Below are 19,339 nucleotides of genomic sequence, written 5' to 3' on the forward strand. Positions count from 1 at the left end.
ACCGTCAGGGAGAGACAGCGAATTGTGATTCAAGTGTAAATCGAATTGCTCTTGTGCTGCATCGGGCGATCATGCCGCGGCAATGATTGGCAGAATGTAATCACCCACCCTGTCACGTCCCTGCAGGGTGGGTGATGCTTTTCTTAATTTAACGGGAAAGAGCGGGCAGCGTTATCCGGTGAAAAGCTCAAGCAACGGTTTGTTATTGCGGAGATGCCGGTCCACCAACTGCCTTTGCATTTTGCCCGATGGGATCAGACAGGCATGGGGCCTTGTCAGCGCCTGATCGGCCAATTGCGGAAAAATCGCAAACAGCTCCGCACGCGCGGCAGCAGGCAGACTTTTCAACCCTTCTGGCCCGGCAAACAGGCTCTCGGTTGGGGTGCCTTCCGCAAACAGCACCTCGTGATCATCCAGCAAGATGTGAAAATAGGTGATGCTATCGACCTCTTCATCGATATAGATGCCGGGCAGCGCGGTCAGCTTGATTGCCGCGATCAAGACATCCGTTTCACCGAACATACGCGCCGCCACCTTTGATGAGACCAGCACACGATGCTGGCGGGACACCAAAAGGTCACGCTCTGGCAGCCCGTGGCCCAAAGCCCCTGCGGTGATCCGCACTGGATAAAGATGGGGCTGACAGCCAAGGGTTCCGGCCGAAAATCGCCTTGATCCAAGCCAGCGAATTGGTTTGTCCGTCCCATCGCGGGTGCAGATCAGATCACCCTCACGCAGGGCCTCAACCGGTTGCGGGCCCGATGGCGTCAGGATCAATGTGCCACCTGCGAAACAAACGATGTCAAAGACGGTATCATCCAGCCCGATTTCGACACCGTCGAAATTACCGGGGGATTGACCGCTTGAACCGACAGCACCAAGCGAGGTGATCGGAATATTGAACACGATCTGCCCGACACTGCCGTCCCGGAACTGGCCGCCGGAAATTGTACCATCGGGATTGATCGTGTGGGTGGATGTGGTGCCGACATTTGCAAAAGACGCATCGCCGCTTGCAATCATATCGGCCAGATCGACGACCACACCGTCAATGATGACGTTGTAAAACTCATCAACATCGCTGCCCTGAAAAGTCACGGATGCGCCGATCACAGGTTGATCAAACGTGACCAGAACCGTGTCTTGGCCCTGCGCGCCGATCTTGGCGGAATTGTCTCCGTGAAAGGCCTGATTGATGGTCTGCGCACCGTCAGTGACGGTATAGCCAACGCTCTGCCCGTCGCCATCGGTCAACGTGCCGGTGGCGCCTTGTGTGTAGTCATCAATTACGTCGACAAACGCCATCTTCGCTGCAAACCCGTCTTTCTTATGTAGGGTTTATATAGAAGAACGAAAAAAGGATAACATACCTAAAAGATAGGAATGTCTCTGGGTGGGGCGGGGCTGTACATACGGCGTATGTACGCATTCTGTACGGTATCTTGCAGCCGTCAATCCAGCTCTTTGGCCAAAAACGCCTCAAACGCATCCAGATCCAAGGCTTCCATCTGGCCAAAGCCCTGCATCCAAACTGACGCCTCACGCAGCGCATCTGGTTCCAGCTTGCACCACTTCACACGGCCGCGTTTTTCCTGCGAAATCAGTCCGGCTGCAGTCAAAACGCCCAAATGTTTAGAGATCGCGGCAAGTGACATATCAAAGGGTTCAGCCACATCCGTTACCGCCATGTCATCTTCAAGAAGCATCGACAGAATCGCCCGGCGGGTCGGATCTGCAAGAGCTGCGAAAATGATATCAAGCGGTTGGCCCATGACCTGCACTGCTAACAGTCCAGGCAGGTGCAGGCCAGCCTTTCATAACAATGGGTGATCTGCGCTTTCAGAGGGCCAGACAAAGCGCAGCCGGGCTAATTCTGCGACGGACAGGCCAATATCCCGTGCCTGATGGTCACTGATTTGCTTTGAGAATCCCGCGTTAAACCGGGTTGGAAATTTGGCAAAGCGATCCCGTTTGCCCACGCGTGTGGTCATTATTTTCATGGTCGTTCCTGACATGATTGATGTTTTGTGCCTCAAGGATGCGGCATCAGGTTTGAAACATCAAAGTGAATTTCTTGACATAACATGTGCAAAAAAGGCACGTTTTATCGATGGTGCGTTCCCTTCCTCCACTGAACGCTTTGCGGGCCTTTGAGGCCGCAGGGCGCCATCAAAGCTTTAGCCGCGCAGCCGATGAGCTGGGTGTCAGTCACTCGGCTGTCAGCCGTCATGTGCGCGGGCTCGAAGACCGATTGGGCGCGCAGCTTTTCCGCGATCTGCCGCGCGGGGTCGAATTGACCCAAGCAGGCGCGCGTTATCTGGCCACGCTCACCCCCGCCTTTGATCGGATCGCGGAGGCGTCTGAAATGTTCGACCCGCAGCCCGCCGGGCAGGTCACCGTGGATGCCGAGCCTCTTTTCGCCGCCAAATGGTTGATCCCCCGCTTGAGCGATTTTTACACGCGTTTTCCTGACGTTGAACTACGCCTGAAGGGCAGTAACGCCCTTGCGGATATCGATAGATATGAGGCTGATCTTGCGATCCGCTTCCTCCATGCCGGCCCTGCAGCCCAAAGCGGACCGATGATCAGTAATCAGCCACTATATCCCTTTGCGGCGCCATCTTTGGTGCCAGAGGCAATATCGGCCGAGGCATTGCTGAAATTGCCGCGCCTGCGGGACAGGCGCGAAGATACATGGCAACATTGGGCCGCGTTGGCGGGATTGCCATTGCCTGAAACGGCGGACGGCGCATGGCGGATGCCCGTCGCCATGGCCTATGAGGCCGCATTAGCCGGACATGCTGTGCTGCTTGTCTCAAGTGAGGTGACCGCAGATGATGTTGCCGCCGGACGATTGGTGCAATGCTCTGACATTGGGTTTCGGATGGGCAGTTATCACTTTGTGCTGGGCGAAGGGGTGACGCGGCGCAGCGCGGTGCGGCTTTTTCGCGATTGGTTGCTGGATCAAAGCGCCGGGCTGCGGTCAGATTTGGGATAGTCAACCGCTAAGTTGAATATCCCAAAGCCCCTATTGGACGCTGTCTGCGGGTCAGGCAGGGTCACCGATAGAGTTTATTATTCCGATAAATCAAATACTTATACGGGCGACTCTGTTGCTTGACTCTGATCGGGGGCGCACCTAGACAACCTTTAACCTTCCGAGGGGCTGAAAACCGATGTCCGACCCGCAAGATGCTGACCGCCTCAAGGCGCTTGAAGCAAAAATCGCGGCGCTCAAAGCACCGGCTGACGACAAAAGCCATTCGGAGGAACATTATTCGCAAGCGCAGCTTGCCTGGCGAATGGTGATAGAGCTTGTTTCCGGTCTTGGGATCGGATTTGGCATCGGATACGGGCTGGATACCGTTTTTGGAACCCAGCCTTTCTTGATGGTGCTTTTCATATTCTTGGGCCTCGCGGCGGGTGTTCTCACCATGGTGCGGTCGGCCAAGGAAGTGCAGGAAAAACAACTGGCCGCAGCCAGTGAAGACGAGGGTGACGCACGTGGCGACTGAAACTGACGCACATTCCGAAGGTGGTCTGGTATTTCATCCGCTGGACCAGTTTATCGTCAAGCCGCTTTTCGGCGATGGCGCAGTGCACTGGTACACGGTCACGAACGTAACGCTGTGGATGGCCGTAGCGCTGCTGGCGATCGTTGGTGTCTTTGTGCTGGGCAGCCGGGGCCGCGCTGTCGTCCCCACGCGCATCCAATCCATTGGTGAGCTGATCTACGGTTTTGTTTACAAGATGGTTGAAGATGTTGCAGGCAAAGATGGGGTCAAGTTTTTCCCATACATCATGACGCTGTTCCTGTTCATCTTGTTCGCCAATTACTTGGCCTTGATCCCGCAATCCTATTCGGCGACATCAATGATTGCCGTAACAGCGGTGCTTGGTTTTGGTGTCTTCATCGCGATCACCGTTCTGGGCTTTGTCCTACATGGCACCGCGTTTCTGGGTCTGTTCTGGATGAAGGACGCACCAGCATTCTTGCGGCCGGTCATTGCCATTATCGAGTTGATCTCTTACTTCGTGCGCCCCGTCAGCCATTCGATCCGTTTGGCCGGTAACATTACCGCAGGCCACGTTGTTCTGAAGGTTTTTGCAGGCTTTGCGCAGGTCGCGTTGGTCAGCCCATTTGCCATCTTGGGCATCGTCGCAATCTACGGTCTTGAGGTGCTGGTTGCCGGTATCCAGGCCTACGTCTTTACCATCTTGTTGTGCGTCTATCTGAAAGATGCATTGCACCCCGCTCACTAAAGGTTTGGTTGGGGCAAATCCCAATCTTCGTAACTTCCAATCGTAAGGAGATTTCTCATGGAAGGTGATATCGCAACACTCGGCGCTGGTCTGGCTGCTATCGGTTCTGGTCTGGCTGCTATCGGTGTCGGCAACGTGGCTGGCAACTACCTGGCAGGGGCACTGCGCAACCCATCTGCTGCTGCGTCGCAGACTGCCAACCTGTTCATCGGTCTGGCATTTGCAGAAGCTCTGGGGATCTTCTCGTTCCTCGTCGCTCTGCTGCTGATGTTCATCTAAGCATCAACACCCATATCCTTACGGCCGGTTGGCGCTGCATGTGCCAGCCGGTAAACTTTCAAGGTATTCGGGGGCCATCATGGCAACAGAAACAACAGAAGCCGCAGGAGCATGCGTCGACGCCGGGGGCAGCGCCCTTGGGATGCCGCAACTTTGTGCGGATTGGATGTCCAACCAGGTTTTCTGGCTGGTGGTCACGCTTGTCGCGATCTTTTTCGTGATGACACGTATTGCATTGCCGCGCATTGGGGCTGTGCTTGCGGAACGGTCTGGTACGATCACGAATGATCTGGCCGCAGCCGAAGAGCTGAAGAACAAAGCGACAGAAGCCGAAGCTGCCTATGAAAAGGCCCTGGTGGATGCGCGCGCCGAAGCGGCCAAGATCGTCGCTGAAGCGAAAGCCGAAATTCAGGCGGAATTGGATGTCGAGCTGCAGAAGGCCGACGCCGAGATTGCCGCCAAGACAGCCGAAAGCGAAGCGGCGATTGCCGAAATTCGCGATGGTGCTGTGAAAAGCGTGACAGCCGTCGCCAAGGACACCGCCAAAGCACTGGTGGCGTCGATGGGCGGTACGGCAGATGCGAAAACCATCACCGCTGCGGTGAATGCACGGATGAAAGGCTAGACCATGAGACTGACACTTACAGCGCTCATTGCCCTGGCTGCTTCCCCTGCATTCGCAGCTGGCGACAAACCTTTCTTTTCGCTGGGCAATACTGACTTTGTCGTCTGGATCGCCTTCATCATCTTCGTTGGCATCCTGATTTACTTTAAGGTGCCCAGCCAAGTTGGTGGCTTGCTTGACAAACGTGCCGAGAGCATCCGGTCTGAGCTGGACGAAGCCAAGGCGCTGCGCGAAGAGGCGCAGTCTTTGCTGGCCTCTTACGAGCGCAAGCAAAAAGAAGTCCAAGAGCAGGCCGCCCGTATCGTTGCATCTGCTAAGGAAGAGGCGACAAATGCCGCCGCTGCCGCCAAGGATGATATTGCTGCATCAATCACACGCCGTCTGGCTGCTGCGGAAGAGCAGATTACCAGCGCGCAAGCCTCTGCTGTGAAAGAGGTGCGTGATCAGGCGATCACAGTTGCTGTTGGTGCTGCCAAAGACGTGATGGCCAAGCAGATGGATGCGAAATCGGCCGGTGCGTTGATTGACGAATCCATTGCAACCGTCGGCGAGCGTTTGCACTAAAACGCCCATGACACGATTTTCAAAAGCCCGGATGATCTGTTCATCCGGGCTTTTTTATTGACAGGGCGGGCCTGCATTGGAAGGTTTGTCACCGGGGCCGAGCGGGAGAGTTCACATGCCCAGCCTACGGCTGGCGCTGCGTATGATGCTGGTTTATTTTGCTGTCATCGCACTTGCCACTACCTATCGCTTTGTCTTGAACGATCCGCCAGGCGACACAATGGCGATGCTGCGCGGTCTGCTGCCCGTGCAGCTATTTATGGCCGCCTTTCTCGTCTTCGTTGTGACGCGTTTTGCCGGTTGGGCGATAGTTGGATTTGGGCCGCTGCAATGGCCGGTCCTGCTCTGGCTGTGCCCTTCTGTGTTTCTCATGGTGATGATGCTGTGGGGCTTGGACCTGGCGCAGATTTATGCGCAGGTTGGTCCTGGCCTGTGGCTGCTGGTTCTGGTTCCGTTTCTGATCGGGTTCAGTGAAGAGCTGATGTTTCGTGGGCTGTTGCTACGCGGGGTCATGACGCGCCTACCGGCCGGTCAGGCGATGTTGCTAAGCGCTGTATGCTTTGCACTTTTGCACGGTTTCAACGGGATCGGTCTGCAGGCGGTTTGGCCGACAATCCAGAATATGGCCTTAGCATTCTGTGTTGGGTTTTTCCTGGCACCGCTTGCGCTAAAGCTGGGTAACTTGTGGCCGGTGATCATCTGGCACGCAATCTGGGATCTTCTGGTGTTTTCCAGCCAGATCAGTGGCCTGGTCCATCCGGGCACGCTGTTTGCCATTCTGATCCAGGCGGTGCTGTGTATCTGGTTATGGGCCGATATGGCGCGGCAGGACAACGCCGTGCGGAACGTCGCCTAGTTAGCGGCGCAGCTCATGTTCGAACCGTTTTTGGGCATAGGTTTCGTTCTGTTCGGATTTTTGATGATTTGACAGTGAAACCTCGACAAAGTTCAAATGCATCTCGACCGCGGCGCGGGCTGCTTCTGGGTCGCGCTGTTGCAGGGCGGTGTTGATCTGCCGGTGCTGGTCGAGCAACACGTCACGCGTGGTCCGTTGCTTGAACATGATCGAACGGTTGTAAAACACACCTTCGCGCAGCAGCTCATACATTGAGCGCATCATGTGCAGCATGATGATATTATGGCTGGCCTCAATGATGGACAGATGAAAATCGGCGTCCAGACCGGCCTCGGTCGCGGGATTGCGCTTTTGATGGGCCGCTTCCATCTTTTGAAAGATCGTGTCGATGACCTTCAGATCGGTATCGCTGCCCAGCTTTGCGGCACGCTCGGCGGCTAAACCCTCCATATCGCGGCGGAAGCTGATATAGTCGAAGACCGCTTCGTTATGCTCTGAAAACAGCGAAACCAGTGCCGGTGCAAAGGCCGAGCCCAGCACATCGGCTACATAGACCCCGGCACCCGCCTTAGAACTTAGCAAGCCGCGATTTTGCAGATCAGCCAGTGCTTCACGTAATGAGGGGCGTGAGACATCCATACGCTCGCTCAGCTCGCGCTCGGACGGGAGCCGCTCACCAGGCCGCAAAATGCCGCGCAGGATCAGACCTTCGATCTGGCGGATAACGCCATGCGACAGTTTTTCTTGCTGGACGGGTTCAAAGGGCATGGAAGGGGCAATCAGTCATTGGTCAAATGATATGACCAATCCTGCCGGGCGACAATGAAAAAGGGGCCGCAATGCTGCGACCCCTTTCAAGACAGATCAAACCGGAATTAGTTTGGTGTGATGATGATCTCAACCCGGCGGTTTGCCTGACGGCCAGAGGCTGTCTGGTTTGACGCAATCGGTTGGTTCTCACCGGCACCGATTGAGCGGACACGGCTAGGTGAAACACCGCCGCTGAACAGAACCGAAGAAACAGCCTGCGCGCGGCGCTGGGACAGATCCTGGTTATAGGCGGCCTCGCCTGTGCTATCGGTGTGGCCGATCACGTTGACGGTTGTGTCCGGATAATTGTTGAGCGAGCTTGCAACGATGCGCAATTCACGCTGCGATACGGACGAAACGGCTGTGCTGTCTGTCGCAAAGAGCAGGTCCTGGCTAAGGACAACTACCAGGTTGTCGCCGTTGTTGGAAACGCCCACATCGCTGCGCAGCTGGCGACGCAGTTCTTCGGCCTGACGGTCAAGGCTGTTGCCGATGCCAGCGCCGACACCCGCGCCCAAAGCAGCACCGATCAGTGCGGCTTGGTTCCGCTCGCGGACGGTGCCGTCGTTATTTGTCAAAGCACCAACTGCGGCGCCGCCCAACGCGCCGATCAATGCGCCCTGCTGCGTATTCTCGTTTGCGTTAGGGCCCGTTGGGTCACATGCCGCTACAAGTGTCAGCGATGCCGCCGCAAGTACCAGGGGAAATCTTTTAATAGTCATGGTCATGGTTCCATTTGATATGGGTGCGCAAACTGCGCGTTTTGGATAGCACAGCATATGCCTTGTTTGCCCATGATATCCAATAACGATAGAATGAATAGCAAGGTTTTGCCTACTTTACTGAGGTATTATACCTGCATCCGCCCGCGCCGACTCCCACGCCAGCATGGCCCGCTTTACCGGCAATCCCCAATGATAGCCGCCCAAAGCGCCGGATTTGCGCAGCGCCCGGTGGCACGGGATCAGCCAGCTGACAGGGTTGCGCCCGACGGCGGTGCCCACGGCGCGCACGGCTTTGGGGTTGCCGATGGCTGAGGCGATTTCCGAATAGGTGGTCACATGTCCTGAAGGGATGGTCAGCAATGCCTCCCACACTTTCAATTGAAAAGGTGCGCCGATCATATGCAGCTTGGTTTCGCCGTGCATCCCAAGCGCAGCTGTCGCCCAGTCCCGCAGAAAACTGGGATCTTCGACAAAGCGGGCCTTGGGCCAACGCCCCTTTAGATCGGCCATTGCAGGTTCCGCCCCGGCTTCGGCTGCGAAGGCCAATCCGCAGATCCCGCGCGTGGTGCCCATGATCAAGGCCGGGCCAAAGGGGCTTTCGAACCAGCCCCAGAAAACCGTCAGGTCAGCGCCATCACGGGCGTAATCACCGGGGCTCATCGCTTCCCATTTTACAAAGAGATCATGCAGCCGCCCGCTGCCTGACAACCCTACCGCATGGGCTGTCTCAAGCGTTGTAAACCTGTCCCGCAGCAGCGTTTTGGCGTGGCTCAGCGTCAGATATTGTTGGTAGCGTTTGGGCGAGACCCCGACCCAGGATGAGAAAAGGCGCTGAAAATGGGCGGGGCTCATGTTCATCTCAGCGGCCAGATCGGCCAGGCTGATTGGGGCGTCGCTGGCGGCATCAATTGCCTCAATGGCGCGCCGCATGACCTGGTAATGATATGTCTCTGTCTGTTCCATAGGGTCAAACTATGGCGGTGTGCGACCATTAGCGACCCGGAAATTGCGCATCCGGCGCTTGCCCCGCCTTTTGCGGCAAGGCATACCGGCCCAATGGCAAAACAGCTTGATTATCATACGATCCGCGAGATTTTCAGCCGGTTCCACGCGGCAGAGCCTGAACCCAAGGGCGAGCTGGAACATGTGAATGTCTATACATTGGTCGTGGCCGTTGCATTGTCGGCCCAAGCCACCGATGCGGGTGTGAACAAGGCCACGCGCGCCCTGTTTCAGGTTGCTGATACGCCCCAAAAGATGCTGGATCTCGGCCTTGAGGGGCTGACCGAACATATCAAGACAATTGGTCTTTTTCGCCAAAAGGCCAAGAATGTCATGAAGATGAGCCAGATACTGGTGGATCAGTTTGGCGGCGAGGTCCCCAATTCCCGCGCCGCCCTGCAATCGCTTCCCGGGGTCGGGCGCAAGACCGCAAATGTTGTGCTGAACATGTGGTGGGCACAGCCCGCTCAGGCCGTTGATACGCATATCTTTCGGTTCGGCAATCGCAGCGGCGTGGCCCCGGGCAAAGATGTGGACGCCGTTGAGCGGGCGATCGAAGACCATATCCCGGCCGATTTTCAGCTTCATGCCCATCATTGGATGATACTGCACGGGCGCTACACCTGTGTCGCCCGGAAACCAAAATGCGGGGCTTGTTTGATCCGCGACCTATGTCAGTTTGAGGAAAAGAACCTATGAATAATTACGATGTGATCGGGATCGGCAACGCGATTGTTGATGTGATCAGCCATGCCGAGGATACGTTCCTTGATCACATGGGGATCGAAAAAGGCATCATGCAGTTGGTCGAACGTGACCGGGCTGAGGTCCTTTATGCTGCGATGCAAGACCGCGTTGAAACCCCCGGCGGGTCGGTTGCCAACACCATTGCCGGCCTTGGAAGCTTGGGTCTTTCGACGGCCTTTATCGGCAAGGTCAAGGATGATGCTTTGGGCCGGTTCTACGCCAAGGGCATGGAGGAGGCCGGGACTGCGTTCCCCAATCCCCCGACCCCTGAGGCCGAAGCGCCCACATCCCGGTCGATGATCTTCGTCTCGCCAGATGGGGAGCGGTCGATGAATACCTATCTGGGGGCCGGGGCTGATCTGGGACAAAAAGATGTTTCAAGCGACCTATTTGCAGGCAGCAAGATCCTTTTCCTTGAGGGATATCTTTTTGACAAGGATGACGGGAAGACGGCCTTTACCGCGGCGGCGCAATCTATGCGGGCGGCGGGCGGCAAGGCGGGGATCACACTTTCTGATCCGTTTTGCGCCGATCGCCACCGGACAGATTTTCAGCGCTTGATCCGGGACGATATGGATTTTGTTCTGGGCAATGCCGCAGAATGGACAACGCTTTATGAAACAGATGACCTGGGTCAAGCGCTCGATCAGGCGGCTTCTGTTTGCGATACGGTGGTTTGCACATGTTCTGGCGATCCAGTGCTGTTGCGCCGCGCTGGCGAACAAGTTGCTGTTCCGGTGCAGAAAGTTGTCCCTGTTGATGCAACCGGGGCGGGTGATCAATTTGCGGCCGGTTTCCTTTATGGATTTGCGACGGGTCAGTCGCTTGAAACCTGTGGGCGTATGGGGGTCGTTGCCGCAGCCGAAGTGATCGGCCATATCGGCCCACGCCCCAAGGCCGATCTTCGCAGCCTATTTGCCCAACAAGGGCTTGTATGATTCAGGTTGAGCTGACTGCGGGCGATACGTATTTCTGATTGTTTTTCATCGGATTGGGGGCGCTATGCCCCCTTTTTTTCGCGCAAATATGGGAAAACTTGCGTGGCTTGGCTGATTAGCCCACAATAAACCATCTTTCGGCAGATTTTGGTCTCATTGTTCCCTTAGGTCATACAAACTGGAAACTGAGTCGCGACATGATTGACCATTGGTACCTTCGGCCTTGGGGTCGTATGAAAGTCTAAGACCAGAAGAATGAGATTGAGAACAAGAGTTCAAATGAGGAAGGCCACATGTTTCGTCTAATCGAAAATGCCAATCGCTCTCTTGCAGCAGCGTTTTGTGTATCTGCCGCCCTGAGCATGCCAAATCTGGCGGGCGCGCAGGAAGTTACTCTACAGACCCAGGACGGGAACACCGTATCGGGCCAATTGATTGAGTTTACCGATAACGTTTACGTAATCGACTCGGTCCTTGGCCGTTTGAACGTGCAGGCCGACCAGGTTGAATGTATCGGTGCCGCTTGTCCGAGTCTGGACGCAGGCCCCGTTGTTTGGGAGGTCTCGCTATGGGGTGGCCGCCGTGCGTTTACCGAGCACCTTGAAAAACTGGCCGAGCTGGTCGACGCAAAAACGGGCGGTGATTTCACGCTGAACCTTGTTTATGGTGGTTTGGCTGCGCCTGCGGAAAATCTGGATGGGATTGCGGCAGGGACTTTTGAAATGGCCCAGTTCTGTGCGGGCTACCATCCCGAAAAGAACCCTTCCTTGAACGTGTTGGAGTTGCCTTTCTTGGGTGTGCAAACGCTCGAGCAGGAGCTGGCCGTGTCTTGGGCCGTTTACGAGCATCCTGCCACGCAAGCCGATATGGCACGCTATAATGCAACGCTGTTGATGCCGACACCGCTGCCGCAGCAAAACATCATGGGTACAGGTCAGCCGCCAACATCTTTGACCGACTTCCAGACCATGTCGATCCGGGCAACCGGCGGTATTGGTGACGCGGTTGCGGCACTGGGTGCCAACCCCGTCGTTCTGCCTGCACCTGCGACGGCTGAAGCCATGGCATCAGGTGAGGTCCGGGCCGTCAGCTTTGCACCGCACGCCCACGTTGCTTTTGGTACGATTGAGAACGGGTCCTGGTGGACAACAAACCTGAACCCAGGAACGGTGAATTGTCCTGTCGTGATCCACACGCCTGCATTGGACGGCCTGTCGGCTGAGCACCGCGATGCACTGCTATCTTCGGTGGATGAAGCGCTCGATCACTACATCAACTACTACACCGAAGTGACGCTGAGAGCCTGGGATCCTGCGCTGGAAGAGCGCGGCGTGATCCAATTGACCTTCGGCCCTGATATCCTTGCGACCATTAACAGTGCGGTTGCCGCACCGTCGGCAGCGAACTGGATCATTCAGAACACAATTGACGGCCTGCCAGCGCAAGAGCTGTATGCCTTGGTGCGCGATACATTGGCGGAATTCTAGGCGCCAAACGCCTTTGAATAGCAGTTAGTGAGGCCTCCCGCGACATGCGGGAGGCTTTTTTATTGCGTGTCGAAGGCCTTCAGCCACAGCGCGTCCAGCGCATCGATTGCTGCTGGGTCAAACCTGTTTTCTTCTTTCCAATATTTGCCAGATGGCACGAAATAGCCAAGCCGCTGCTCCTCTGATTTGGCGCGCTCGAAGATCGTCAGATTGGGTTTCTTGCAGACCACAGACTTAAGAGATTCTGGACGGGCACGGGGAAAAACAAGGCGGCTTTCATCGGTTGAAAGATTGACCATGGCGCAATTCCGCTGCGCTGCGATGGCCATCAGCCGGGATGATTTTGCTTCAAGTGATCGCAGCGATATGTCTTTGCGCAGTGGATCTGCCGTACCCTTTCCGTAGAAATGGGTTTTCTGGGCCGATGTGTAAGTCATATCGCACCCCATCATCGCGATGACCTTGGGCTTTAGGGCCAGCAGGGCCCAATAGGCTGCTGTGAAGGCCATCGTTCCGCCCGCATAGACAAACCCGCCCAACTGATTTTGCAGCGGAACATAGTCCTTTGCGGTGATGATTTGCTGATCGGGGCGCAGATCGACAGGCTGGCGTTCCGTTGGGAAATCTTCGGGATGGATCAGGATGTCCCAATCAGGGCGGACCGCCCAGGCGTTGTTTATGGTGACAATCCGGTCGAACAGATCGCGTGACCAATCGCGTGCCGCAACGACGTTTGGAGCACTCCCTAAGATCAATACAACGGACATGCATTCCCCATTTCACGTTCAAACTGAGGAGTTAGCGCAGGATGTATAACCGTCCAGCCAGACCAAATTTCGCGAAATTTGGTCGCCCCGGTTCTACTGTCCTAGTTTTGCGTGCACTTCGTCTAAATCGATCTCACCGATTGGCATCTTATTTGCCGGATTTTCGAAATCATATTTGAAAATCCGGAAATCCTTTTTGTACATCTCATAGACGATATGCATCGACAGATCGTCGAAATAATCCTCAACTGGATGGGCGCGTCTGGGGCCGTGCCCTTCGCTTTCGTTGAACCTTGGGATGTCGGACAAGATCACGGGCTGGGCCGTTTCGATTCCGTCCAGCACTTGCTGCATCCCTTCGTTGAATTTCTCGGTCCAGAATATCTTGTCATAGCGGCCGCCATTGACGATGAAGGTCGCAATATGACCAGACATCGCAGACCAATGAATGTCCGGCTCCATCGGGCGTCGCCAACGGATGGTATCACGCGCAAATAGCAGAAAACGGCGAAAACTCTTGATCTGGTCAAACTCAAAACCGCTCTCTGGGTCGCCCACCTCAATGCCGTATTTCTGTACCAGGAGAGGAACCAGATTGCCCCGATAATATTTGCCATTGCGTTGCACGCCGCAAATCTTGTCAAAGAACGAGGACAAAATACGGGTATAGGGATTCCGCACACATGTGAAAGCATAGCTTTGGTGTGAGCTGACGTTTGACCGTATCAGATCCTGACTGTCATCCAGCGCCCATTTATGGATACCGGATTTCGCGTCGTGGATATCCCCATCGTAAAAGCTGCCATGATCCGAATAATACATGATCTGCCCAATGGTCGAGCAGGCACATTTCGGTACAACGCGGTAAACGACGCTTTGGCTTGTCGTCATCCAGGTTCCGGGAAAATTCGGCACAGGGTACTCCTTTTACTGCCGACGCAGCGACGTCCCTTTCAAAGCAAAGAAACCCTGTCACTTCAACGCCTGTTCGCGCTATGAAGCAGATCAATAGTGTAAAACGAGTCAATCACGCAAGAAATGGCAAGAATCGCCTTCATTCTTCTCTGTCACAAGAACCCGGATGCAATCATCCGGCAGGCCGAGCAACTGACGGCAGCTGGTGACTGTATCGCTGTGCATTTTGACGCCTCGGCCGATGCCGCCGATTACAATGCCATCCTAAATGGTTTGCAAGACAATCCCAATGTTACTTTTGCCAAGAAGCGGGTGAAATGTGGTTGGGGCGAATGGAGCCTCGTCCAAGCTACGTTAAATGCCGTCGAAGCGGCGGTTGAGGCCTTCCCCCATGCCAGCCATTTTTACATGGTCTCGGGCGATTGCATGCCGATCAAATCCGCTGGGTTTGCCCATCAGTTCCTGGATGCACATGATTGCGACTTTATTGAAAGTTACGACTTCTTTGACAGCAACTGGATCAAGACTGGTTTTCGTGAAGAGCGGTTGATTTACCGGCATTTCTTTAATGAGCGTACGCAAAAACGCCGTTTTTATTGGGGGTTAGCCTTGCAACAGCGGCTAGGGCTGCGCCGCAAGATACCTGAAGACCTGCAGATTATGATCGGCAGCCAATGGTGGTGCCTGCGCCGGCGCACGATCGAAGCCTTGCTCGATTTTGTTCAAGAACGCCGGGATGTGATGCGTTTCTTTCAACGAACCTGGATCCCGGATGAGACGTTTTTCCAAACGCTGGTCCGCCACCTTGTGCCGGGACGCGAGATTGAATGCCGCACGCTGACCTTCTTGATGTTCACCGATTACGGCATGCCGGTGACTTTCTATAATGACCATTATGATCTGCTCTTGGGACAGGACGCGTTGTTCGCACGCAAGATCAGCGTAGAGGCGTCCCAGCTTCATGAACGGCTCGGGGGTCTTTATGCCAGTGATCAGATGGAATTTGAGATTTCCAATGAGGGGCGAACACTGTTTCAGTTTTTGACCGGGCGGGGCCGGGTGGGGCGCCGCTTTGCCCAGCGGTTCTGGGAACAGGAAACAACGTTGGGGCGCAACCGCGAGCTGATGATTATTGCCTGCAAGAAATGGCATGTAGCCAAACGGCTGGTGGCAGGCATACGCGATCATACGAATGTGCCTGCGGTCGAGTATCTCTTTAATGAGGAAGACGCCGCTTTGCCCGATCTTGGCGGCATAGAGACGACCCTTGAAAAACGGTCGCGTCATCGCCGGGCCCTGATGCGGATGATCTTTGATCATTTCGAGAGTGACCGGCTGATCATCTGTCTTGACCCGTCCAGTCTTGATCTGATGTCCGACTTTTTTGCAGATCGTGCGACGGTTCGTCTTCTGGAAATTTCCTGTAGCTTCGACGATGATTATCTTGCCGGTCACGCGCGCCGCGTCGGTCTTGCTGGACCCCAAACCGGGGCAGACACGATGGCCCGCCTTTTGCCGACGATCCGCCACGATATGGTGTATGAACGGGATATGATGCGTGATGCGGATTTTCCGAATATGACACGCATATCCGACACCGGATCGGTCGATGCGAATGCTCATGCCATCGCCCAGTTTCTTGGGGTAAGCCTTGAGACGGGTAAGACATTGGCCGAAACCCCGCATCTTTTTGTTGATTGAGGACTCCGATGGAATACAGCTACGACGATCAGAATATCTTTGCCAAAATCCTGCGGGGTGAGATCCCGAACCAGACGGTTTATGAAAGCGAGCATGCGCTCGCGTTTCGCGATATCAACCCGCAGGCGCCGGTGCATGTGCTTGTGATCCCCAAAGGGCCCTATGTCAGCCTAGACCACTTTGCCCGCGACGCATCACAAGAGGAACAAGTTGGCTTTATGCAGGCTGTCGCGGAAGTGTGCCGGTTGACCGATACCGATGGTGGTTTCCGCGCGATTTGTAACACGCGCACCCACGGCGTGCAGGATGTGCCGCATTATCATATGCATATCATTGGTGGTCGCCAATTGGGACGCATGCTGCAGGGGTGATCAAAATTCTAGAATTTTGATGGCGCTATCCCTCACGCGATGCGGTGAGGGATAGGAAAACCTCTTCCAGATGCGCCTCTTGCGTGTGTACGTCTTTGATCGTGATTCCGGCATCACGCACCAATGACAGGATCTGCTCTGCCGGCGTTTCACTGCTTTTGTAGGTAAAAGTCAGCCGGCCATCGGTCTGACGCGCACCGGTAATGTTGTTCGGCAAAGAGGGCAGTTCAACCGCCTGATCGGGGGTGATCACCAGTGTCTTGCTATCCAACCGCCCCAATAAGTTCGTGGTACTGTCACGTACAATCTGTTCGCCGTGATTGATGATGGCGATCTCATCACACATTTCCTCGGCCTCTTCGAGGTAATGGGTGGTCAGGATGATTGTCATACCGTCATCATTCAGCTTGCGTACATTGCGCCACAGCATATTGCGCAATTCGATATCGACGCCTGCTGTAGGCTCGTCCAGGACCAAGACCTGCGGGGTATGGACCAAGGCTTTGCCCAACAAGAGCCGTCGCCGCATCCCGCCTGATAATGAGCGGGCATAGGCGTCGGCCTTGTCGGTAAGGCCAATCAATTCCAGGATTTCTGCAGTTTTGCGCTGCGCCTTTGGAACGCCGTATAGCCCGGCTTGGACATCAAGCGAACCTGCGGGCGTAAAGAACGGGTCAAGATGCGGTTCTTGCGGCATGATCCCAATGGCCGCGCGGGATTGGCGCGGGTTCCGATCTTGATCAAAGCCCCAGATATTGACTGATCCGGCTGATTTGACCACCAGCCCGGCTAAAATATTGATCAGCGTCGATTTTCCAGCGCCATTTGGCCCAAGAAGCCCGAAGATGGAGCCGCGCGGGATGTTCAGATCAATTCCCTTCAATGCTTCTTTGGCGGGGCTTTTGCCTGTCGCGGCATAGGTCTTTTTCAGGCCTTTGATTTCGATTGCGTTATCGGTCATGCTGCTACTTCCCCAAAAGCCTGGGCTGCGTTATATCAACAGTGATCTAAGGCGGGCAACGGCCCGCGGCAAGCAGACAGGACGCTTCATGACGACACCCGCCCCGGAAACCCGAATTGTGCAGGATTGGCGCGTGGCTTGTGATGGCGGCGAAGGGGCATTGGGCCATCCGCGTGTATGGCTGCAAATCCCCAAAGAGCAGGGCTGGATCGAGTGCCCCTATTGCGATGCCAAGCTGATTCATCAAACGGCCAAGGAACGCGTTTAATACCGCGCGGTGACTTTGCCAAGTGGATGGACGAACCACCCGGCAAGACGAATAGCCACCGTATATTGGCATGCGCGACCCAATAGCGCGGCGACTCGGCCAAGCGATGCGAGATATTGCTGTCGATGAACCCCGCGCCACCGACACAAAGTACTTTCGTTTTGGATGTAGTTTTCCTGTTTTGCTCCGAATGAAGTCGTAAGACGGGAACAGGTTGTGGTTTGAAGCGCCAACTTGCCGATGCAGATGCGGCCGCCACGTTCGGCATGTTGTCGCAAACGCATGACGAACATCTGCTCTTTCGTTGACGCAAGGGAATGCTTCTGAAAACGTCTAACATATCAGGCTTTTGGTGAAAGGTGGTCTGACATTCGGCGCGGCCATGTCGAAATTAAGCGCTGGCGCAACAAGGGCCGCGAAGTAACGCGTGCCGCAGAACGGCAAAGCAGCTGAAGGTTCACATGGCCAGCAGAACTTTTGCCGGTAAATATCATCAATGATTACAAAGATAATTCATCAGACCTGGCGCGACCAAAGTGTTCCTGAACCCAGATTGGGAATATCGGCTTTGGACGGATGATGACCTGTCTAAGCTGGTTGCTGACCACTACCCCGACCTCGAGGGTCTTTTTCATAGTTATCCGAACCCGGTGCAGCGGGCCGATCTGGGACGCTATTTGATCTTGCATCACTGTGGCGGGATATACGCTGATTTGGATATTGAATGCGTCGCCCCCTTGGCCGCCATCCAGAATGAAACGCGTATTGTCTTTGCCGAAGAACCCGCCGAGCACCACATCCCTGCGCAGTCTTTGGGCCTGCCAGTTTTTCTGTTTAACGGCGTGATCGCTAGCCCAAAGGCGCATCGATTTTGGCCGCACTTGATCAATGTTTTGAAAAAATGCGCCCATGCAAAAAACTATGTTCTTGAATCGACCGGACCACTTGCGCTGACGGGTGCGTATCTCAGTTTTGATGCGCCAGAGACAATATCGGTTAACTCCTGTCACCTTTTCAACCCAATCACGGATAAGGGGCACTTCAGCCAGAGCCGGCCACATGGTGATTTCGCAGATCATCACCTACGCAATCATTATTGGCGCGGTTCTTGGTATCGTTGCCGGACAACATCACGGTTGCAACGCCTTAAGACATCCTGCCGAAGGTTGAAATATCGCCTCGGGCGCGGGCCTTATCTGGATAAAGAAAAGCTACGCGCGCAAATCGATACTGCTACGCTTTATCGGCCCATCAGCCCCACCGACGAGAATGTGTGCATTTTGATCCCCGTGCGCGATGCAGCACCATTTCTTGATCGTTGCTTTGCTGTCGGCAATTGACTACCCGCGGGATCGCCTTAGCGTGGTTTTCTGCGAAGGGGGCAGCAAGGACCAAACCGCCGAAAAACTGTCGCAGTTGGTTGCGGCCCACAAAGCCCGGTTTCGCAGTATCACGGTCATAAACTCTGACTGTAAAAACGCGCTTGATCAGTCCACGCGTTGGCTGCCGCAGCTTCAATTTGAACGGCGGTCCAATCTTGCGCGGGTCCGTAACCGTCTTGCTGATGCAGGCATCTCCGACGATACCCATTGGGCGTTGTGGATCGACGCTGATGTCTGTGATTACGACCCGGGCATTGTGAGACGTTTGATCGCTGCACGCGCGGAAGTTGTGACGCCTGACTGCGTGCGCGACTGGGATGGCCCGAGCTACGATCTGAATGCCTTCAATGATGATGGTGAGCTGCGCAACCATGCATATTACAAGCATGTGAAGGCAGGGCTTTACATGCCGCCTGCCGATAGACGTACCCGGCGCCACCTGCATGTTTTTCGTTTCCTGGACAGGGTACCGTTGTCATCGGTGGGCGGGACGATGTTATTGGTGCATGCTTCTGTCCATCAAGCGGGGATCCGTTTTCCAGAGATCCCCTATGATCACCTATTGGAAACCGAAGGCTTCGGACGCATTTGCCGAGACTTTGGGATACAACCCTTTGGCCTGCCAAATCTCCAGATCAAACATGTTAAGTCATAGGACCGTGACTTTAAGAAGTGCAT

General features: G+C 55.1%; 24 protein-coding genes. 15 read left to right on the forward strand and 9 right to left on the reverse strand.

Going from position 1 to position 19,339, the window contains the following annotated elements; genetic code table 11:
- Positions 1 to 171 precede the first annotated feature (171 nt).
- The 3 genes from AABB29_RS10830 to AABB29_RS10840 all read right to left on the reverse strand — a co-directional run bounded on the left by AABB29_RS10830 (position 172) and on the right by AABB29_RS10840 (position 2,000).
- Complete coding sequence (locus AABB29_RS10830; RefSeq protein ID WP_341366898.1) at positions 172 to 1,305, reverse strand: Hint domain-containing protein; 1,134 nt, start codon at positions 1,303 to 1,305, stop codon at positions 172 to 174.
- 146 nt (positions 1,306 to 1,451) lie between these two features.
- On the reverse strand, positions 1,452 to 1,772 hold the full coding sequence (locus tag AABB29_RS10835) for a metalloregulator ArsR/SmtB family transcription factor (protein ID WP_341366897.1): 321 nt from the start codon (positions 1,770 to 1,772) through the stop codon (positions 1,452 to 1,454).
- A gap of 42 nt (positions 1,773 to 1,814) precedes the next feature.
- On the reverse strand, positions 1,815 to 2,000 hold the full coding sequence (locus AABB29_RS10840) for a hypothetical protein (protein WP_341366896.1): 186 nt from the start codon (positions 1,998 to 2,000) through the stop codon (positions 1,815 to 1,817).
- Positions 2,001 to 2,110: 110 nt separating this feature from the next.
- On the opposite strand from AABB29_RS10840, the gene AABB29_RS10845 reads away from it, so the two are divergent.
- The 7 genes from AABB29_RS10845 to AABB29_RS10875 all read left to right on the forward strand — a co-directional run bounded on the left by AABB29_RS10845 (position 2,111) and on the right by AABB29_RS10875 (position 6,587).
- A complete protein-coding gene (locus tag AABB29_RS10845; RefSeq protein ID WP_341366895.1) occupies positions 2,111 to 2,998 on the forward strand; it encodes a LysR family transcriptional regulator in 888 nt (295 codons plus the stop codon).
- Between the two features lie 178 nt (positions 2,999 to 3,176).
- Complete coding sequence (locus AABB29_RS10850) at positions 3,177 to 3,515, forward strand: AtpZ/AtpI family protein (protein ID WP_341366894.1); 339 nt, start codon at positions 3,177 to 3,179, stop codon at positions 3,513 to 3,515.
- Positions 3,505 to 4,263, forward strand: a complete 759-nt coding sequence (locus AABB29_RS10855) for a F0F1 ATP synthase subunit A (RefSeq protein ID WP_373636497.1) — start codon at positions 3,505 to 3,507, stop codon at positions 4,261 to 4,263. Before AABB29_RS10850 ends, AABB29_RS10855 begins: the two co-directional genes overlap by 11 nt.
- A 57-nt stretch (positions 4,264 to 4,320) precedes the next feature.
- Positions 4,321 to 4,542 (forward strand): F0F1 ATP synthase subunit C, encoded by a 222-nt coding sequence (locus AABB29_RS10860; RefSeq protein ID WP_341366893.1) that lies wholly within the window; start codon positions 4,321 to 4,323, stop codon positions 4,540 to 4,542.
- Positions 4,543 to 4,621: 79 nt separating this feature from the next.
- Complete coding sequence (locus AABB29_RS10865; protein WP_341366892.1) at positions 4,622 to 5,167, forward strand: F0F1 ATP synthase subunit B'; 546 nt, start codon at positions 4,622 to 4,624, stop codon at positions 5,165 to 5,167.
- Between the two features lie 3 nt (positions 5,168 to 5,170).
- Positions 5,171 to 5,731 (forward strand): F0F1 ATP synthase subunit B, encoded by a 561-nt coding sequence (locus AABB29_RS10870; RefSeq protein WP_341366891.1) that lies wholly within the window; start codon positions 5,171 to 5,173, stop codon positions 5,729 to 5,731.
- Between the two features lie 115 nt (positions 5,732 to 5,846).
- Positions 5,847 to 6,587, forward strand: coding sequence for a CPBP family intramembrane glutamic endopeptidase (locus AABB29_RS10875; protein WP_341366890.1), 741 nt, complete (start codon positions 5,847 to 5,849; stop codon positions 6,585 to 6,587).
- Here the strand turns inward: AABB29_RS10875 and AABB29_RS10880 are convergent, their stop codons facing one another.
- The 3 genes from AABB29_RS10880 to AABB29_RS10890 form a co-directional block, all read right to left on the reverse strand.
- Positions 6,588 to 7,355: a FadR/GntR family transcriptional regulator gene (locus tag AABB29_RS10880; RefSeq protein ID WP_341366889.1), complete on the reverse strand. Its 768-nt coding sequence runs from the start codon at positions 7,353 to 7,355 to the stop codon at positions 6,588 to 6,590. It lies immediately after the preceding gene.
- A 107-nt stretch (positions 7,356 to 7,462) separates the two neighbouring features.
- Positions 7,463 to 8,119, reverse strand: coding sequence for an OmpA family protein (locus AABB29_RS10885; RefSeq protein ID WP_341366888.1), 657 nt, complete (start codon positions 8,117 to 8,119; stop codon positions 7,463 to 7,465).
- A gap of 117 nt (positions 8,120 to 8,236) precedes the next feature.
- A complete protein-coding gene (locus AABB29_RS10890; protein ID WP_341366887.1) occupies positions 8,237 to 9,085 on the reverse strand; it encodes a bifunctional helix-turn-helix domain-containing protein/methylated-DNA--[protein]-cysteine S-methyltransferase in 849 nt (282 codons plus the stop codon).
- A 93-nt stretch (positions 9,086 to 9,178) separates the two neighbouring features.
- Here AABB29_RS10890 and nth point away from each other — a divergent pair, with 93 nt between their 5' ends.
- From nth to AABB29_RS10905, 3 genes are all read left to right on the forward strand, one after another.
- The gene (gene nth, locus AABB29_RS10895; protein WP_341366886.1) at positions 9,179 to 9,823 is read left to right on the forward strand and encodes an endonuclease III; all 645 of its coding nucleotides are present in this window, start codon (positions 9,179 to 9,181) and stop codon (positions 9,821 to 9,823) included.
- Complete coding sequence (locus tag AABB29_RS10900; RefSeq protein ID WP_341366885.1) at positions 9,820 to 10,809, forward strand: adenosine kinase; 990 nt, start codon at positions 9,820 to 9,822, stop codon at positions 10,807 to 10,809. Before nth ends, AABB29_RS10900 begins: the two co-directional genes overlap by 4 nt.
- 293 nt (positions 10,810 to 11,102) lie before the next feature.
- Positions 11,103 to 12,296 carry a C4-dicarboxylate ABC transporter substrate-binding protein gene (locus tag AABB29_RS10905; protein ID WP_341366884.1) on the forward strand — a complete coding sequence of 398 codons (1,194 nt, stop codon included), beginning with the start codon at positions 11,103 to 11,105 and terminating at the stop codon, positions 12,294 to 12,296.
- A 59-nt stretch (positions 12,297 to 12,355) separates the two neighbouring features.
- On the opposite strand, the gene AABB29_RS10910 is transcribed toward AABB29_RS10905, so the two are convergent.
- Both AABB29_RS10910 and AABB29_RS10915 read right to left on the reverse strand, forming a co-directional pair.
- Positions 12,356 to 13,063 carry a hypothetical protein gene (locus AABB29_RS10910; RefSeq protein ID WP_341366883.1) on the reverse strand — a complete coding sequence of 236 codons (708 nt, stop codon included), beginning with the start codon at positions 13,061 to 13,063 and terminating at the stop codon, positions 12,356 to 12,358.
- A gap of 93 nt (positions 13,064 to 13,156) precedes the next feature.
- Positions 13,157 to 13,954: a sulfotransferase family protein gene (locus tag AABB29_RS10915; RefSeq protein ID WP_341369101.1), complete on the reverse strand. Its 798-nt coding sequence runs from the start codon at positions 13,952 to 13,954 to the stop codon at positions 13,157 to 13,159.
- A 147-nt stretch (positions 13,955 to 14,101) separates the two neighbouring features.
- Here AABB29_RS10915 and AABB29_RS10920 point away from each other — a divergent pair, with 147 nt between their 5' ends.
- Both AABB29_RS10920 and AABB29_RS10925 read left to right on the forward strand, forming a co-directional pair.
- Positions 14,102 to 15,679 carry a DUF5928 domain-containing protein gene (locus AABB29_RS10920; RefSeq protein ID WP_341366882.1) on the forward strand — a complete coding sequence of 526 codons (1,578 nt, stop codon included), beginning with the start codon at positions 14,102 to 14,104 and terminating at the stop codon, positions 15,677 to 15,679.
- Between the two features lie 8 nt (positions 15,680 to 15,687).
- Positions 15,688 to 16,050 carry an HIT domain-containing protein gene (locus tag AABB29_RS10925; protein ID WP_341366881.1) on the forward strand — a complete coding sequence of 121 codons (363 nt, stop codon included), beginning with the start codon at positions 15,688 to 15,690 and terminating at the stop codon, positions 16,048 to 16,050.
- A 25-nt stretch (positions 16,051 to 16,075) separates the two neighbouring features.
- Here AABB29_RS10925 and AABB29_RS10930 read toward each other — a convergent pair whose 3' ends face one another.
- The gene (locus tag AABB29_RS10930) at positions 16,076 to 17,011 is read right to left on the reverse strand and encodes an ABC transporter ATP-binding protein (protein WP_341366880.1); all 936 of its coding nucleotides are present in this window, start codon (positions 17,009 to 17,011) and stop codon (positions 16,076 to 16,078) included.
- A gap of 88 nt (positions 17,012 to 17,099) precedes the next feature.
- Between AABB29_RS10930 and AABB29_RS10935 the strand changes: the two genes are divergently transcribed.
- The 3 genes from AABB29_RS10935 to AABB29_RS10945 all read left to right on the forward strand — a co-directional run bounded on the left by AABB29_RS10935 (position 17,100) and on the right by AABB29_RS10945 (position 19,316).
- Positions 17,100 to 17,279, forward strand: coding sequence for a zinc-finger domain-containing protein (locus tag AABB29_RS10935; protein WP_341366879.1), 180 nt, complete (start codon positions 17,100 to 17,102; stop codon positions 17,277 to 17,279).
- A 536-nt stretch (positions 17,280 to 17,815) separates the two neighbouring features.
- On the forward strand, positions 17,816 to 18,619 hold the full coding sequence (locus AABB29_RS10940; RefSeq protein WP_373636499.1) for a glycosyltransferase family 32 protein: 804 nt from the start codon (positions 17,816 to 17,818) through the stop codon (positions 18,617 to 18,619).
- On the forward strand, positions 18,591 to 19,316 hold the full coding sequence (locus AABB29_RS10945; RefSeq protein WP_341366877.1) for a hypothetical protein: 726 nt from the start codon (positions 18,591 to 18,593) through the stop codon (positions 19,314 to 19,316). The genes AABB29_RS10940 and AABB29_RS10945 overlap by 29 nt, the downstream gene beginning before the upstream one ends.
- Positions 19,317 to 19,339: the final 23 nt, after the last annotated feature.

Source organism: Yoonia sp. BS5-3, assembly GCF_038069655.2.
Classification (GTDB): Bacteria; Pseudomonadota; Alphaproteobacteria; order Rhodobacterales; family Rhodobacteraceae; genus Yoonia; species Yoonia phaeophyticola.